This is a genomic window from Ulvibacterium sp., assembly GCF_028285715.1.
Classification (GTDB): domain Bacteria; phylum Bacteroidota; class Bacteroidia; order Flavobacteriales; family Flavobacteriaceae; genus Ulvibacterium.
Map to the genome: position 1 here is coordinate 35160 of NZ_JANQOO010000035.1, position 16060 is coordinate 51219.

General features: G+C 46.5%; 6 protein-coding genes. All 6 read left to right on the forward strand.

The features are described 5' to 3' along the window. Positions 1–10 precede the first annotated feature (10 nt). Positions 11–3337 (forward strand): RHS repeat domain-containing protein, encoded by a 3327-nt coding sequence (locus Q0993_RS18070; RefSeq protein WP_299535743.1) that lies wholly within the window; start codon positions 11–13, stop codon positions 3335–3337. A 16-nt stretch (positions 3338–3353) separates the two neighbouring features. Beyond that, complete coding sequence (locus Q0993_RS18075) at positions 3354–9299, forward strand: DUF6443 domain-containing protein (RefSeq protein WP_299535745.1); 5946 nt, start codon at positions 3354–3356, stop codon at positions 9297–9299. 10 nt (positions 9300–9309) lie between these two features. Next, complete coding sequence (locus Q0993_RS18080; protein WP_299535747.1) at positions 9310–9747, forward strand: hypothetical protein; 438 nt, start codon at positions 9310–9312, stop codon at positions 9745–9747. A gap of 1343 nt (positions 9748–11090) precedes the next feature. Next, entirely contained in the window at positions 11091–14564 is a 3474-nt protein-coding gene (locus Q0993_RS18085) for a T9SS type B sorting domain-containing protein (protein WP_299535749.1), read from the forward strand. Between the two features lie 75 nt (positions 14565–14639). Then, positions 14640–15359, forward strand: coding sequence for a hypothetical protein (locus tag Q0993_RS18090; RefSeq protein WP_299535751.1), 720 nt, complete (start codon positions 14640–14642; stop codon positions 15357–15359). Next, positions 15356–16060 carry a hypothetical protein gene (locus Q0993_RS18095; protein ID WP_299535753.1) on the forward strand — a complete coding sequence of 235 codons (705 nt, stop codon included), beginning with the start codon at positions 15356–15358 and terminating at the stop codon, positions 16058–16060. Before Q0993_RS18090 ends, Q0993_RS18095 begins: the two co-directional genes overlap by 4 nt.

Below are 16060 nucleotides of genomic sequence, written 5' to 3' on the forward strand. Positions count from 1 at the left end.
AAAATTGATCATGAACAATTTTAGCATAAAAAGAGTTTTCTTCTTATCGACCTTAATGTTTTGTGCATGGGCTGCCAAGGCACAAGTAGCAGATACACCGGAAGTACCCAATATTACCCCACCTTCTCCTACCGCTTATGAGTTGGGGAAATATGGTCAAATAGATGTAGGTATGTTTACAGGAACCCCGAATATAAACGTACCCTTATATACATATAACACCAAAAATTTGTCTCTTCCAATTTCGTTGAGCTATAGTTCAAACGGGATAAAGGTAGACCAAATGTCAACCTGGGTTGGTTTGGGTTGGAGTTTAAATGCTGGTGGGGTAATAACCAGAGTCATTAGGGATTTGCCGGACGAAAGATTCGGCGTAACCGAGCCTCCACGTGAACTTACACAAAGTAATCAATTGGATACCGATATCCAGGATTTTGCCATAGTGGCGGAGAGTCCTGTAATCGATACGGAACGGGATATGTTTATGTTCAACTTCAATGGATATAGCGGTAGATTTACCATACTGGACAACCAAGTAGTTGTAGTGGCCCCGAGCCAGGCATTGGAAGTTACCTATACAAATCTGGCCGATGCATCCTCCAGTTTTGAGATTACCACAGCCGATGGCATCAAATACTTTTTCTCGGACCAGGAAAAATCAAATGCGACGGGTGGATGTGTTCCTTCGGATGCATTATATCCCATAACGGCATGGTACCTTACTAAAATAACACACCCTTTTGGGGATGAGATCAATTTTGTTTATGTAAATGAAAACTACTCCTATGAAGTAGGGATTACCCAGTCCTTTTCCATTAACAAAAGTTTGCTGGGAGATGGATGTTTTGAGCAATCAGGACCTCAATGTCCAGATTTGACGGCAGCTACTCCCTGTATAAACTACTCCTCTATCCAGGGTAAGAGATTGGTTGAGATCAATAGCGACAATCCGATCAATGGCAAATTGGTCTTCACCTCAGGAATTAGAAATCCGGATATTCCCACTGGTCCTAGCTTTGGTGATCAATACCTCCTGGATACTATTGAATTGTTGGACAAGGGCAATACCGTTGTGGAAAGGTATACCTTGAATTATCAAATTGAGAAAAAGAGGAGCTTTTTAAATTCGGTCGTTTTCCTAGATCCCAGCAAGAAATACGAATTTGAATATTTCAGTCCGAGCCTTCTTGCGGATCGGTTGGATTATGGACAGGACTATTGGGGATACTACAATGGTAGAAATAATACCGTTTTCTATCCCAGAATTTTGGAAGAACCACTCTTGGCCAATTACGGAGCCATAAGGGAACCAAATAGCACCTTTGCCCAATACGGTCTTTTACGAAAACTGACCTATCCTACAAAAGGAACTACGGAATTGGAGTATGAACCTAACATTGCCCAACAGACCAATACTATTGTTTACGATACCGAAAATCTGTCTTTTCAATTGGAAAATGCTACGGAGTCCTTCTATTTTACCACTTCCAATAATACAGCTCCACAAATCATTGGCACCATCAATTTGAGGATATTCGAAAAAAGTGATACCCCATGTTTGGGAATAACAGACTTTTTTGAAGATACCCCTTTTAATACCATTTGGCTAAGCGCAACTTTATTCGATGTTACGGCAGGCTCACCAGTAGCTTTCTTAAATAGTGGTTCATCCCTGCTTCAGACCAACCAACCTTATGTTCCCCTGGAAGGAACGTTCAATTTGCAGGCCGGCCATGAATACAGATTGGATTTAGAAAAAGGAAATACCTGTATCTATGGGATTGCCAATATCAACTATACCACCAGCTCAATTTCCCAGGAATTGATAGATAAGGAAATAGGTGGTTTGCGTATTAAAAAGAGGATTAATAAAGCCAACCCAACGGATCAGGGAGAGATACTAAGATATTTCTATGGAGATATGAACAATCTTAATAGTTCTTCCGCTTCTGAAGCGACCAGGGGATATTATGTTAATGATAAGACAATACAACTGCTATGTCCCAATCCAATTGTGCCTTCACCACATAATTGTGAGTACCTCCAAGTTAACTCAAGTAGTGTAATACCCCTTTACACTACCAATAACAACAAACCGGTCTATGAATATGTTACGATAAGCCATGGTGGGGACAATTTTGAAAATGGGGGGGAACAGAATAGATATATGGTCCATGAAGATGCCAAGGGGGAAACGGTTTTTTCACGATATGCCTACATTCCGGACAACAGTACCTTTAGCAATACTGGTTGGAGCAATGGACTTTTAAAATCAAGGACAGTATTTAAAAATGGACCTGTCGATGACTTCATTGTACTTGACCAAACCGAAAATTTTTATAAAAACGACACAAGAAATTACAGGCAGATAATCAATTACAAGGTCATTAAACGCCATGATATTACAGTCTGGTACAACGATGACTACCCCACGGACCAAATAGATATTATAAAGTACAGGGACAACTCCTATTGGCATTATTTGGATAGCACGATTACTAGAAAATATGATGTCAACGGGCAAAACCCTATCGTGGAAATTACCAAAAATCACTATGACAATCCAACACATTTGCAGCTTACCAGTACGGAAAGGACAAATAGCAAAAATGAGGAAATAACAACGAATACTTTTTTCCCGGATGACAAGTTGTTGTTGACGAATCTCTCCGCCGTGGCATCTACGGCCATAGATTCCCTTTTGGCACAGCATAGAATAGCAACACCGCTACAGTCCACTACCGTTGTCAGGGATGATTTGAATACGATATTGTCCACTTCCATACAACGGACCAACTTTAGGGACTGGACCGGGGTAACCCCAGTGTTACCGGAATATGTGCAAAGCAATAAGGAGACAGAAGCGTCACTTGAGGATCGGATACGCTATCATAGTTATTTTGATAACGGAAATATTCGGGAAGTATCGAAGGCAGATGGTATGCAAATAGTCTACCTCTGGGGTTATGACCAGCAATATCCCATCGCCAAGATCGAAAATGCTACCTATGCCCAAGTGTCGGCCTTGGTAGCCAATTTGGAGACAAAATCGAACGAGGACGTTGACCGTACCATTGATACTTTCGACGGTTCGGGAAACCGGATTTACAATGGTGAGGAGGGAGAATTAAGACAGGCATTGGACGCATTGCGGGATTCGCTCCCTGGCGCCATGGTCACCACCTACACCTACGATCCCCTTATCGGGGTCACCAGTATAACAGATCCCCGAGGCTATACGATCTACTATAGCTATGACAGCTTCAACCGCCTTAAGGAAGTACGCGACCAGGACAACAACTTGGTGACGGACTATGAATACCACTATAAGGGCTAACCAAAACTTTACCGCAATGATCCGAACACACCACAATATAGACATCAAGATGAAAACAAAACAAAACAATAGAATCCGGAAATTTGGCTCCTTGGCCGTTCTACTCCTAGGTCTCCTTATAGGAACTAGTACCCAGGCACAGCAGATTACGGGCCCCACCTCGGTAAACGAGGGGACCGTCAATAATTATTCACTTTCCGGGGCCTCCAATATCTCCTGGAATGTATCCGGTGCGGCCAGCTGGTCCGGATCCGGTAGTAGTATCAGTGTAACGGCGGGCAGTACCAACTATACGGTATCCGCCAACTTTACGGGAGGGTCCGGATATTCGGCCCTTTTTGTCACGGTGACCCCCAGTGGCCCAACACCCCCATCTACGCCGCCCACGCCTACGGTGGCCAATTTCTGCGATTATACCAGACTTACACGGGCCACACCTCCCAGCGGGGTCACCTACTATTGGCAGAGCAGTTCCGGCGGAACGAGCACCTCAAATTCCAGCAGTTACGTGGACCGGGTAAACGGGAGCACCTATTACTTAAGGGCCCGGGGCAACAGCTCTGGCCTATGGAGCAATAGTAGAAGTGTCAGCTATACCATTGACTATGCGCCAAGTGCCCCGTTGTCCCCCACGGTAACCAACAATTGTGGCAGTACCGTACTGACCCGTAGTAACCCGAACCCCACGGCCAACGTTACTTGGTATTGGCAGAACTCGGCCACCGGGACCAGTACATCAAATACGGCCACTTCCGTAACACGAACCAGCGGAACGGTCTACTATCTTAGGGCCCGGTCCAATAGCAACAATTGCTGGGGACCTGCAAGGACCGTAAATTACACGATAAATACCTTGCCATCCACCCCTACGGCCCCTTCTGTATCATCCAATGATTGTGGTAGTACGGTTCTTTCGCGGTCCAATCCCCCAAGTGGTATCACCTGGTATTGGCAAAGCTCGTCCTCTGGCACAAGCACCTCCAACTCCAACCAGACCATTACCCGTAGCAGCGGAACTGTCTACTATCTTAGGGCAAGGAACAACAGTACACAATGCTGGAGCTCTAGTTCGGCCAGTATAAACTATAGCATCGACTCACCACCACCAACACCCACGGCCCCAACGGTATCCGCCAACAACTGTGACAATACGGTATTGGCCAGGACGAGTCCCCCGAGCGGGATTACCTGGTACTGGCAGGACACGGCGTCCGGTGTAAGTACCGCCAATTCGGCGAGCACGATAACACGGACCAACGGTACGGTCCAATACCTTAGGGCAAAACTGAACAGTTCGGACTGTTGGAGCGTTGCCTCGGCCAGTGTAAACTATACCATAGACTACTCGCCTAGCGCCCCTTTGTCCCCCACGGTGACCAACAATTGCGGAAATACCGTACTTACCCGTAGCGATCCCAATCCTACGGCCAACGTTACCTGGTACTGGCAGACCGAGGCAACGGGCACGAATACCGCTGCGGCCAATTCGGCCACAAGCGTTACTTTGACCAGTGGAAGCTTGTATTACCTAAGGGCAAGGACCAACGGAACCAGTTGCTGGGGCCCTGCAAGGACCATAAACTATACGATCAATGCGGTTCCTTTGGAAGCTTCGGGGAGCAATGTTGCCCGATGTGGTACGGGTACCGTTACCTTGACCGCCTCGCCGGGAACAAACGGCGACGAAATAAGATGGTATACCGCCGCCTCCGGAGGGTCTCCCCTTACAACTGGAGTCAGTGCCAATACCTTGGAGTATACCACCCCGAGTATAAGTGCCACTACTACTTATTATGCGGAAACCTACAACAGTACCACAGGCTGTTTCTCAACGACGCGCCATGCCTTAGAGGCCCAGATTACCTCGGGAATCGACTGGTATGCGGATACGGACAACGACGGTTTTCGGGATCCGGGCTCCGTAGCGGAACAGGATTGTAACGCCCGTGGAGCGGGTTGGACCCAAAATATCGAGGAGGACCTGTGCCCTTCAAATTTTAGTATTACCAATGTGGTGCCCACTTGGTATTTGGATATGGACAATGATAACCACGCCTCCAGTCAAACAACTTCCTGTGGAAGTCCAGGTAGCGGATGGAAACAAGGTCCACTTCCCGTGGATGATTGCAACGATAACATCTATTCCATTGAGAACGACTGTTCGGCCGGCGCGGATGCCAATCCCTTGGATCAGAACTACGTCTATACCCGTAACTACCAGGAAGCGCGAAACACGGTCCCGGACCAAAAGTTTGATGAGGGCGGTAATGGGCTGTTCGATGTGGAGAACGAATATGTACAGGACATCACCTATTTTGATGGTCTGGGCCGACCGATGCAACAGGTCGGTATCCGCCAGTCCCCGGACAATGAAAAGGATATCGTTACCCACATTGGGTACGATGCCTACGGCCGCCAGGATAAGGAATGGTTGCCCCTCCATGAACCGGACAGTACCATAGGAAGCTATCGCTACTGGGACATGGAAGGGGCTACAAAGCAATACTATAAAACCCATCCAGTGTATGATGATGATTTTACAGGATTGCTCGAGGCCGATGTCAATGCCTATTCCCAAAAGCACTTTGAACCTTCCCCTATGAACCGGGTATTGAGGCAGGCCGCCCCCGGGGAGGATTGGAAATTGAATGTTGCTACGGACGACAGGAGTATCGAATTCGATTATACGTCCAATGACACCCTGCAGGTACGTTTATTCAGGGTAGATCTTACAGCAGGCCTGGAGAGCCCGGCACTGGCAGGGGCCGATGATGGTTTTTATGCCCCAGGGGAACTCTATAGAAATGTCACCAAGGACGAGAACCACGATACTGCGGACGATAAGTTGCACACTACTGAGGAGTTTATGGATAAACAAGGCAGGGTAGTGCTGAAACGCACCTATGCCGATGCGGACATCGATCTAAACGGTAATGGCAACAATACGGACCCCAACGAGATCCTACAAGCTCCCCATGATACCTATTACATCTATGACGATTACGGTAACCTTACCTACGTACTGCCCCCCAAGATAGAGGCCGGTACCGCTACCTTGGCAGAGATCAATACGGATCTCGCCGAACTGGGCTATCAATATGTATATGACAACCGCAACCGCCTGGTAGAAAAGCAACTGCCCGGTAAAGGAAGGGAATATATCATCTACAACAAATTGGACCAGCCCATTATGACCCAGGACAGTATACAACGCGTTACCGGGGAGTGGCTCTTTACCAAGTACGATATCTTTGGTAGGGTAGCCTATACGGGCAAGGCTACCGATGGCAGGAACAGGGATGTCATTCAAGGCGATGTGGATGCTTTAACGGTGCCACTATGGGTAGTACCGACCGCTACCGTGGACAGTACCAATGATTTCGGTGGTACCACTGTATACTATAACAATGGGGCCTATCCGATCACTACACTGACGGAGATATTGACCATCAATTATTACGACAACTATGACTTTGACCGTGCCAGTACCGGGGAAACGGCCACTGCCTTAGGCGTGGCTAGTGACCCCGATGTAAAAGGCCTGGCCACTGGGAGCAAGATAAAGGTCCTGGACGTTACGGGTCCGGATGTCTGGATAACCACGGTGAACTATTACGATGATAAGGGCCGGCAAATCTACGGCTATAGCAACAATGCCTATTTGGGTACGGTGGATATCGTGGAGAACCTGCTAGACTTTACCGGAAAACCGTTGAGGACAAAAACGACGCATACACGGAATAGTGTTACCATCGTTACAATAGACAATTTCAGCTATGATGCTACCGGACGCCTCTTGGCCCAGACCCAGTGTATCGGGGACGAAACCTTGGGTGATTCCTGTACGGGTGGGGCTACCGCAAACCTTCCCTTGAGCGGGACCATCTCGGACAGCCAGGTGGCGACTACAAGTATAACGGTGACCAATGCCACCCTCGTACCGGGCGCACGGCTCTATATAGATCCTAATGCTACGGGAACGAGCGGGTCCGAGGAGCTTATTGCATACAACGACTATGACGAACTGGGTCTCCTGGTCCATAAGAAAGTGGGCGGTACTCCGAGCAGCGCTTATGCCACCAGCCAGGAACTCCAGGAAGTGGATTATGATTACAACGTTAGGGGCTGGCTTACGGGGATTAATGACAGCAACACGGCGGACAATGACCTTACCCTGAGCGGGGACGATCTCTTCGGTTTTAGGATCAACTACAACGATCCCAAAGATTTTGGCAGTGGTCATAACCCGGACGCCCTGTTCAATGGGAACATTGCCCAAACCCTCTGGAAGACAGGCAGCGTTAATCCGAATCCGCCAAATAACCCTGTAAGCGAACGGTATTCATATACCTATGATGCGCTGAACCGTATCGGTAGTGCCGTGGACAATACGGGGAACTACAACCTTAGCGGCGTCACCTACGACAAGAACGGGAACATCCTTAGCTTGAACAGGCAGGGCCATACCAATGCCGGGGCCACCAGTTTTGGCACTATGGACCGGTTGACCTATGTCTATACGGGTAACCAGCTGGACCTTGTGGAGGACGACGACTCCCTTGGGAACAACGATTACGGTTTTGTGGACGGCACCAACACTGGCGACGATTTTGCATATGACGGTAATGGGAACATGACCTCGGATCTTAACAAGGGGATACAGGCAGATGGTATAATATACAATCATTTGAACCTGCCAACCGAAGTAAAATTCGATAACAATAATCTGAAAAAGATTACATATATTTACGATGCGAACGGCAACAAGTTAGTGAAAACAGCAAATGACAATGGTTCTTTGACAAATACGGAATATGCCGGGAATTACATCTATGAGAACAGTACTTTACAGTTCTTTAACCATCCTGAGGGTTATGTGGAACCCAACGGTTCCGGAGGGTATCATTATGTTTACCAATATAAAGATCAAGTTGGAAACGTTCGGTTGTCATACAAGGATATAAGCGTTACAAGCACTCCCAATCTTGAAATACAGGAGGAGAACAACTACTATCCCTTTGGTCTAAAGCACAAAGGTTACAACACTGTTCAAAATGGCCGTGACCATAAGTTCGAGTACAATAGCGTGGAGATGGAAACTTCACTTGGTTATAACATGATGGAGATGGACATGCGGCATTACGATCCTGCCATTGGTCGTTTTTCTACAATGGACCCGGTAACGCATCACCAATATTCACCTTACCAAGGTTATGACAATAATCCGGTTTTTTGGTCGGATCCGAGCGGAGCCGATAGTGAACAGGACAACAGCCAGCAAACATTTTTCCATAGTAGTTACTTGAATCGAAATGGAGGACATTGGTCGGATCAAGTAAAATCTCCAGGTACAACAAATAATAACGGGCAAGGTGATGAACAAGATAGTACTCAAGAAAATCAGAAAAAAAAGGAAGATCCTTGTAAAAATAAAAATTGCCCGGAAAAAATAGATTTCAATGATCCTAAAACTATTAAACATAGGATAATAATGTGGGGAAGATTTTTTAGGAAGCATCCAGAATCAGTTATTCATGCAAGGGATATCTTGATACAAAGTGAGAATAACGATGATGACCTACTTACAAGGCTAGGTAAAAAACTTTTGGGATGGGACGACCACGAAAACAAAAAGAGATTTAAGATTGATGGTACCATAGTGGATGCATTCATAGAATTGGCGTATTACAATTCGCCTGGCGACGATGGTTATGTAAACTATGTATCCGACAAGCATACCTCAGTAATACCGGGGACAAGAACTAGACTATATCATATTTCATTTATGGGTCTTACTGGTCAAACCAGAGGTTCTGGCTATAGACATCAAATTTTGGTTTTTAGGTTCCACGACCCGAAGGTCCGATCCAAAATAATGTCGCAAATCAAAAACGATTCCTTCGAGGAAAAAGTGCCAGATGGTCAACCAACTATACATATAAACATAAAACCAATTGATTAAATCAAAACATATGAAGAAGATTCCATTTCTGATAATAGGTTTATTTTTATTCACTAGCTGCTCATCTCAAGAAAAATCATCTCTAAAAGTTGAAGGCAATTGGGCTACAGTATATGATAAAGATACCTTTGACGATTACATCGAGATGTATTTTTCGAAAGATAGCGTATTCTACTATAGCGCAACTGGTTTGTCCTCATCCATTTATAAGATAGAGGGAAGTTATTTCTTTTCAAAAACAGATAAGTCCAAGGACTTTGAAAAAAAATCCAAGATTTTGGTGGCTCAGGATACTTTATATCTAAACGAGGGAAAGTACCAAGTTAAGCTTTATAGAATTACCGATGGCATAACTCTGGAGGACTTTCTAAATGAGACAGTTGATGAGAATCAATACAACAAAGCTTTTGAAGATAGAGTATTAGAGTTGGCCCCGGCTGGTGGATAATATTCCAAATTGGCACTTTTACCAGAGCAGATTTTTAAGTTTTAAATATCATGAATATAAAAGTATTGGAGGCCGCTGATAAGCGGCCTCTTGATATTCGTTGGAATTAGAACGTAGCGTAGCATTCTTTTAATCGAAGTTTACCTCTACTAGGTGTTTCAAAATAGTGCTTAGTCTATTGGTTAATATAAACTTTAAATATTCCATTTTGGACAGCAATTTTAAAAAGATCGAACACCGGAACATTTAGCTTTATCCAATTTTCAAATCCTCCTATGGAAATCCCCAGCTGCCGCCAGAGTAATCGCTACTACCAGTTTGTAACTGGTAGCGGAAAGAGTAAGCAATTAAATTTGAAAAGAAGGAGCCACGACATTTCTGCTGTGGCTTCGTTGTTTTAAGAAGGATACTCCCCGCTCCGCAGTAGTTGTACTGCCGCGGCACAATAAATAAGACAGCGTAAATAATAGAGTGTTAAGGGTCATGGCAAACACCATTACCCTTTATTTCTTTTCCAGCTCCGCAGTAGTTATACTGCTGCGGCAAAGCATTGGTGCTGTTGCTTAAAAACGGAAGGTAGCTCGGTGCACAATTTTTTATAAATTGTGGTATGCAACAGGGCGTAAAACATGAAAGAAAGACAAATGGATTCTATTATTTAGAGGAAGGATCTATTTTGCCAGAGGTTACAGTAGTGCCCCAAATGTTGAAGACCATAGTATAATGGCGTTTCCACAGCAGTACAACTACTGAGGAACTGGGGATAATAGTTGATTTGTGTATCATATTAAGTCTACCACTAGTTGCAAACTGGCGGTAGCGGAGGGCATACAAGAAAAGAGTTAAAAGAAACGATTGAATTGAATATAGATAGTGAAGATGATGGATTTTAAGAATTTGATTTATGCCATTTTTTGTGGTGTATTAGCTCTTTTATTGATTAGGTCGAATAGAATATGGCTCGAAAATAAGAAACGCAAACCCGAGGGATTTTCCAAAGAAATTACTAGAGCTCAAAATTTTAGGTCTTGGATGTTAATAGTATTTTTTATTTTATTGTCAATAGTGTATTTTTTTAAATATCACAATTAGAATACCCTATAAAACGCAAATAAAGGCATTTCTTTTTGTTAGAAACTTCATAGTGGCATGGGGTTATTTTTTAGAATATAATCTGTAGCTATTTTTCTAAGGAAAAATATCAATGCATTCAGCTTTGACCGACTCTTAGTTCCTCATATCGAAATCCCCTGCATTTCATCTAAAACCGGTTCATTTTGTAGTATTTTACCCACTATTTTTGTACTTTTAACGTATTATAGTGCTTAAACCAAAACCTTACCTTGAAAAACGTATTCCCCCTAGTTTTTTCCTTGTTTATTTCTATTGCCGTACATGCTCAGCGGGAGGCAGCCATCTGGTATTTTGGACGGAATGCCGGGGTGGATTTCAATTCCGGCACCCCCGTGGCCCTTACGGACGGGGCTTTGAATACGGTTGAGGGTTGTGCCACAGTCTCCGATGCTGGGGGTAACCTTTTATTCTATACGGACGGTACCGATGTATGGAACCGAAACCATCAGGTGATGCCCAACGGTACGGGCCTTTTGGGCAATGAGACGAGTACCCAGTCCGCCATTGTAGTCCCCATACCGGAGTCTCCCAACCGTTATTATGTTCTTACTGTACTGCAGGAAGCAAAGAGCCCAGGGCTTAATTACTCCGTCCTGGACATGAATTTGGATGGCGGGTTAGGAGATATCACCGCCCAAAAGAACATCACACTGGAAATGCGAGTGGCCGAAAAACTCACTGCCGTACAACATGCCAACAAGCGGGACATATGGGTCCTGGCCCACAGATGGGACAGCGATGCCTTTTTGGCCTATCTGGTTACACCAACGGGCATTAATCCCGTTCCCGTAGAATCCAATGTGGGGAGTATGCATGCCACGCTCTTTTCTTCAGGCTATGCAGGCTACATGAAGGTCTCACCAACAGGAAACAAACTGGTGGCGTGTATTCTCCAACTGGGTGTGGTTGAGCTTTTTGATTTTGACAATGCCACGGGTAGGGTGAGCAATGCGCTACAACTGGATCAAGATTCGTTCAAGGGCTACTATGGGGCCGAATTTTCCCCAAGTGGCCGATTTTTATACCTTACCGATGCCATAAATGTCATACCTCGTAGGAGCATATTATACCAGTATGATACCCAGAGCGCGGATATCGTAGGTTCTCGAACAATAGTCTATGATGACATGGGTCAGGGTCTCACGGCCATAAGGGGCCTGCAATTGGGGATTGACGGAAAAATCTATGCCGCCAACACCAACCGGCCATTTTTAAGTTCCATAGAGAATCCTGAGGAACCGGGCCCGGCCTGTAATTTTGTACTGGAGAGTGTGGACCTTAATGGCAGGCTTAGCACCCTTGGATTGCCCCAATTTATCCAATCCTTTTTCCTGTTGGGGTTTGAAGTGGATCAGTTTTGTTTGGGATCTCCTACTACCTTTCAACTTAACCTAAGCGAACCGGTAGTTTCCATTAGCTGGGACTTCGGCGACGGGAACACGTCTACTGTGGAAGATCCGTCCCATACCTATGCCGCCCCGGGCACCTATACGGTTACCGTTACGGCAAGTACAGCCTCGCAAACCAAAGTGGAAACGGAGATTATTACCATATCTGAAACACCGACGGCGAACCCAACGCCGGACTTCGAGGTGTGTAGCTTGGATCCGGCCTACGGCTTCGACCTGTCCACAAAGGATGTTGAAGTCCTGGGCACCCAATCCGCCACGGATTATATTGTAGCCTACTACCCGAGCCTGACGGACGCTCAAAGCGGGGCGAATCCCCTGCCCACTACGTATGAGAACACGGATCCCGTGGAGACAATCTTCGCCCGGATCTCCAACGGTAACTATACAGACTGTTACGATATCACAAGTTTCGACCTTGTGGTAAAACAGGCCCCCGAGCTGCATCCCGTCTCGGACTGGACAGTCTGCGATACGGACACGGACGGGCTTTTCACCTTTGACCTCTCCATCAAGGACAGCGAGGCACTGAACGGGCAGGACCCGGCCGATTTCTCGGTAAGCTACCACACTACACAGACCGATGCCGAAAGTGGAGTAAATCCCATCGGCCCCAACCATACGAACACGGCGACGCCGGAGACGATATATTTTAGGATAGGGAACGCCACCTATCCCGAATGTTACGAGACCGGAAGTTTCAATCTGGAGGTCATCGACCAGGTTGTGGCCCATACGCCCCAGGATCTGGACCATTGTGACGATGACAACGACGGCGAGGCCGTTTTCGACCTAACAGTGACGGAGGCGGAGATCATTGGGAGCCAGAACCCGGCCGGGCTGGTCCTTAGCTACCACGAAAGCCAGGCGGATGCCGATTCCGGGAACAATGCCCTAAATGCCATGGACTATCTGTCCACCGCCTACCAAAATACGATTTACGTCCGGGTAGCCAATACCTCCGATGCCAGCTGCTATGACACCACTTCCTTCCAATTGAATATCTTCGATACGCCGGTACTGCCCGAGGTATCGGATTGGCAGGTTTGCGACGACGACAACGATGGGCGGTATACCTTTGACCTCACCGAGAAGGCCAACGAGATCTTGGCCGGTACCTCCGTTTCCTTTTACGAATCCCAGGCGAACGCGGACAACGCGATCAATGCCTTAGGAGGGACCTACCAAAATACAGGTAATCCGCAAACCCTGTATTATCGGATGGAGAACGCGAATCATCCGGATTGTTACGCTACGGGCACGTTCCAACTGCAGGTCTTCGATACCCCCATGGCCCATGCACCGGAGCCCCTTATTGTCTGTGATACCGACGGGACGGGGATGCTCACCTTAGACCTTTCCGCCAAGGACACGGAGGTGCTGGACGGCCAGGATCCCAATGACTTTATGGTCCTGTACTTCGCCACCCAAACCGATGCGGACGCCAACGTAAACGCGTTACCGAAATCGGCTTATACCAATACAGCGACCAGGGAGACCCTCTATGCCCGTATCCAGAACAACAATAATGAAGATTGCCATGATGTAACAAGCTTGGAGCTCATCATTAACCCAAGACCACAGACACAATTGGAGGAGACCTATGTCATCTGTCCGGACAGTCCCGAACTTACCTTGGACGGGGGCGATTTTGAGAGCTGGTCCTGGCGCGACGGGAACGGGACAGAGATCGGTACGGGCCGCATCCTTGATATCGCGCAACTAGACGATTATTCCTTGACGGTCACAGAGACCCTAAACGGGGTCACTTGTGAAAGGACGGTCCCTTTCGAGGTGATTTCCTCGGGCGCACCGGACGATTTTAGTACGGAGATCGTCGGCTTCGGGGACCGTGTCACTATAGTAGTTACGGCTACTGGTATGGGGGAGTTCGAATACTCCATGGACGGGGAAAACTACCGGGAAGACAACAGCTTGGAGGTCTTCCCCGGGGAATATACCGTCTATGTCCGGGACAAGTTTCTTTGTCGTACTCTAGAGAAGGAGATTATTGCGCTAGGTTACCAAAAATTCTTTACTCCGAACGGGGACGGCTCCCATGAACATTGGAACATCATAGGGGCGGAACGGTATCTGGAATCCAAGCTCTATATCTACGACCGTTACGGAAAGCTGATCGCCCAGGTACTCCCGGACGGCCCGGGCTGGGACGGTACCTTCCGTGGGGTTGCCATGCCCTCCTCGGACTACTGGTTTCGCTATGAGCTGGGGCAAGGGAAATCCTTTACGGGGCATTTTACCTTAAAAAGATAACAGGGACTATATTTTTACCCCTAATGATACAACACTTCAAGGATAAAATCGTTATACTTTGTAAGAAACCTACTTATGCGAATATATTCTGTATCATTGTCCCTCATGGTATTGCTATGTTCCTGTGCCTCGCTCAAGAACGTAAGCTCTTTTGAGCGGCATGCCCCATCGCTTGGAACCATTGGGAACCAAAGCCAATCCCTATTGCACACCAGTTTCCAACGCATAGGGCATCCATCCTTGGAACGTCCCATTGCTGTTTTGGTAAAGGAAGTTCCCTTTACGAAGTCTAGTTTTAAGAAGTACACAGCTTACAAGAAGAATTCGGGCATGGTTCCGGAAATACAATTAATTGATTCCCTGGGTACTAAATCCAGTTATCTGTGTCTGGAGATTACAGACAAGATTGCGTTACGGGATGCCTTGAACAGCGAGAAAAACAATAGTGTACTAAGTTATTTGGAGAAGGACGATGCCTATTGTCTGGTATATAAGATCGCCCTGTACCCTAATTTGGAAGCGTATCGTCTCTTGATGCAATCAGACCGACTTTTTTTGGAAACCGACAGAAATGGCATTCTGATCTTGAAAGCCAGAAATAGGAACTTGGACAAGGAAATAATCCTTTCCCAAATGGAGATTTTTGACTATAGTAGTCTAGGATTCTGTTGGGGGGAGACCCAATACGGCAGAAAGCAAATAGAGGCCCTGGTGGGTGATGGGGATTCCTGCCCCAAAAATACGGAACGCAAGGCCTATAAACTGGATGAAAGCAAATCCTATTTAAAACTATGAGAGTACTATTTACGATTATGGGGTTGGCCCTTTTTCTTGTTGGCCTCACCTCCTGTGAGGACATCTTGGAGGTACCTGATATTTCCGGCCAGCGGGTGGAATTGGTGGCTCCCCTGAACAATACCGTAGTAAACCAAAATACGGTAAATCTGACCTGGAATGGCCTTGCCGATGTGGATGCCTATCGCATACAGGTAGCCCTGCCGAATTTTGAAAACGCAGCACAAATTGTACTGGATAGTCTAATCGTTCGGGATACCTTGGGCCAAATAGCTACCGGCCTGGAGCGCCTATTACTACTTAATGGGGGCTATGAATGGCGGATACAAGGATTGAACAGTGGTTTTGAAACGCCTTTTACAAGTGCCATTTTCTCGATCAATGGCGATGAAAATTTGGATTTGACACCCCCCAATGTTCCCATACCTACTTCACCATCTGACGGGGCTTCCCTGGATGATGCCGAGGTGAATTTTGCTTGGACACGCCAAGATGTTTCCGGAACCGCTGAGCGGGACAGTATTTTCATTTTTAAGGATGAGGCCCTTCAGGTGTTGGAGACAAAAGGACTAGGTGCCAATAAGACGTATACGACCAATTTAGGTGATGATACCTATTTCTGGTTTGTACAAGCTTTTGATGGGGCAGGTAACGAGAGTAACACCTCGGAAGTGTTTGAGTTTACCGTTAACGTTCCCTAA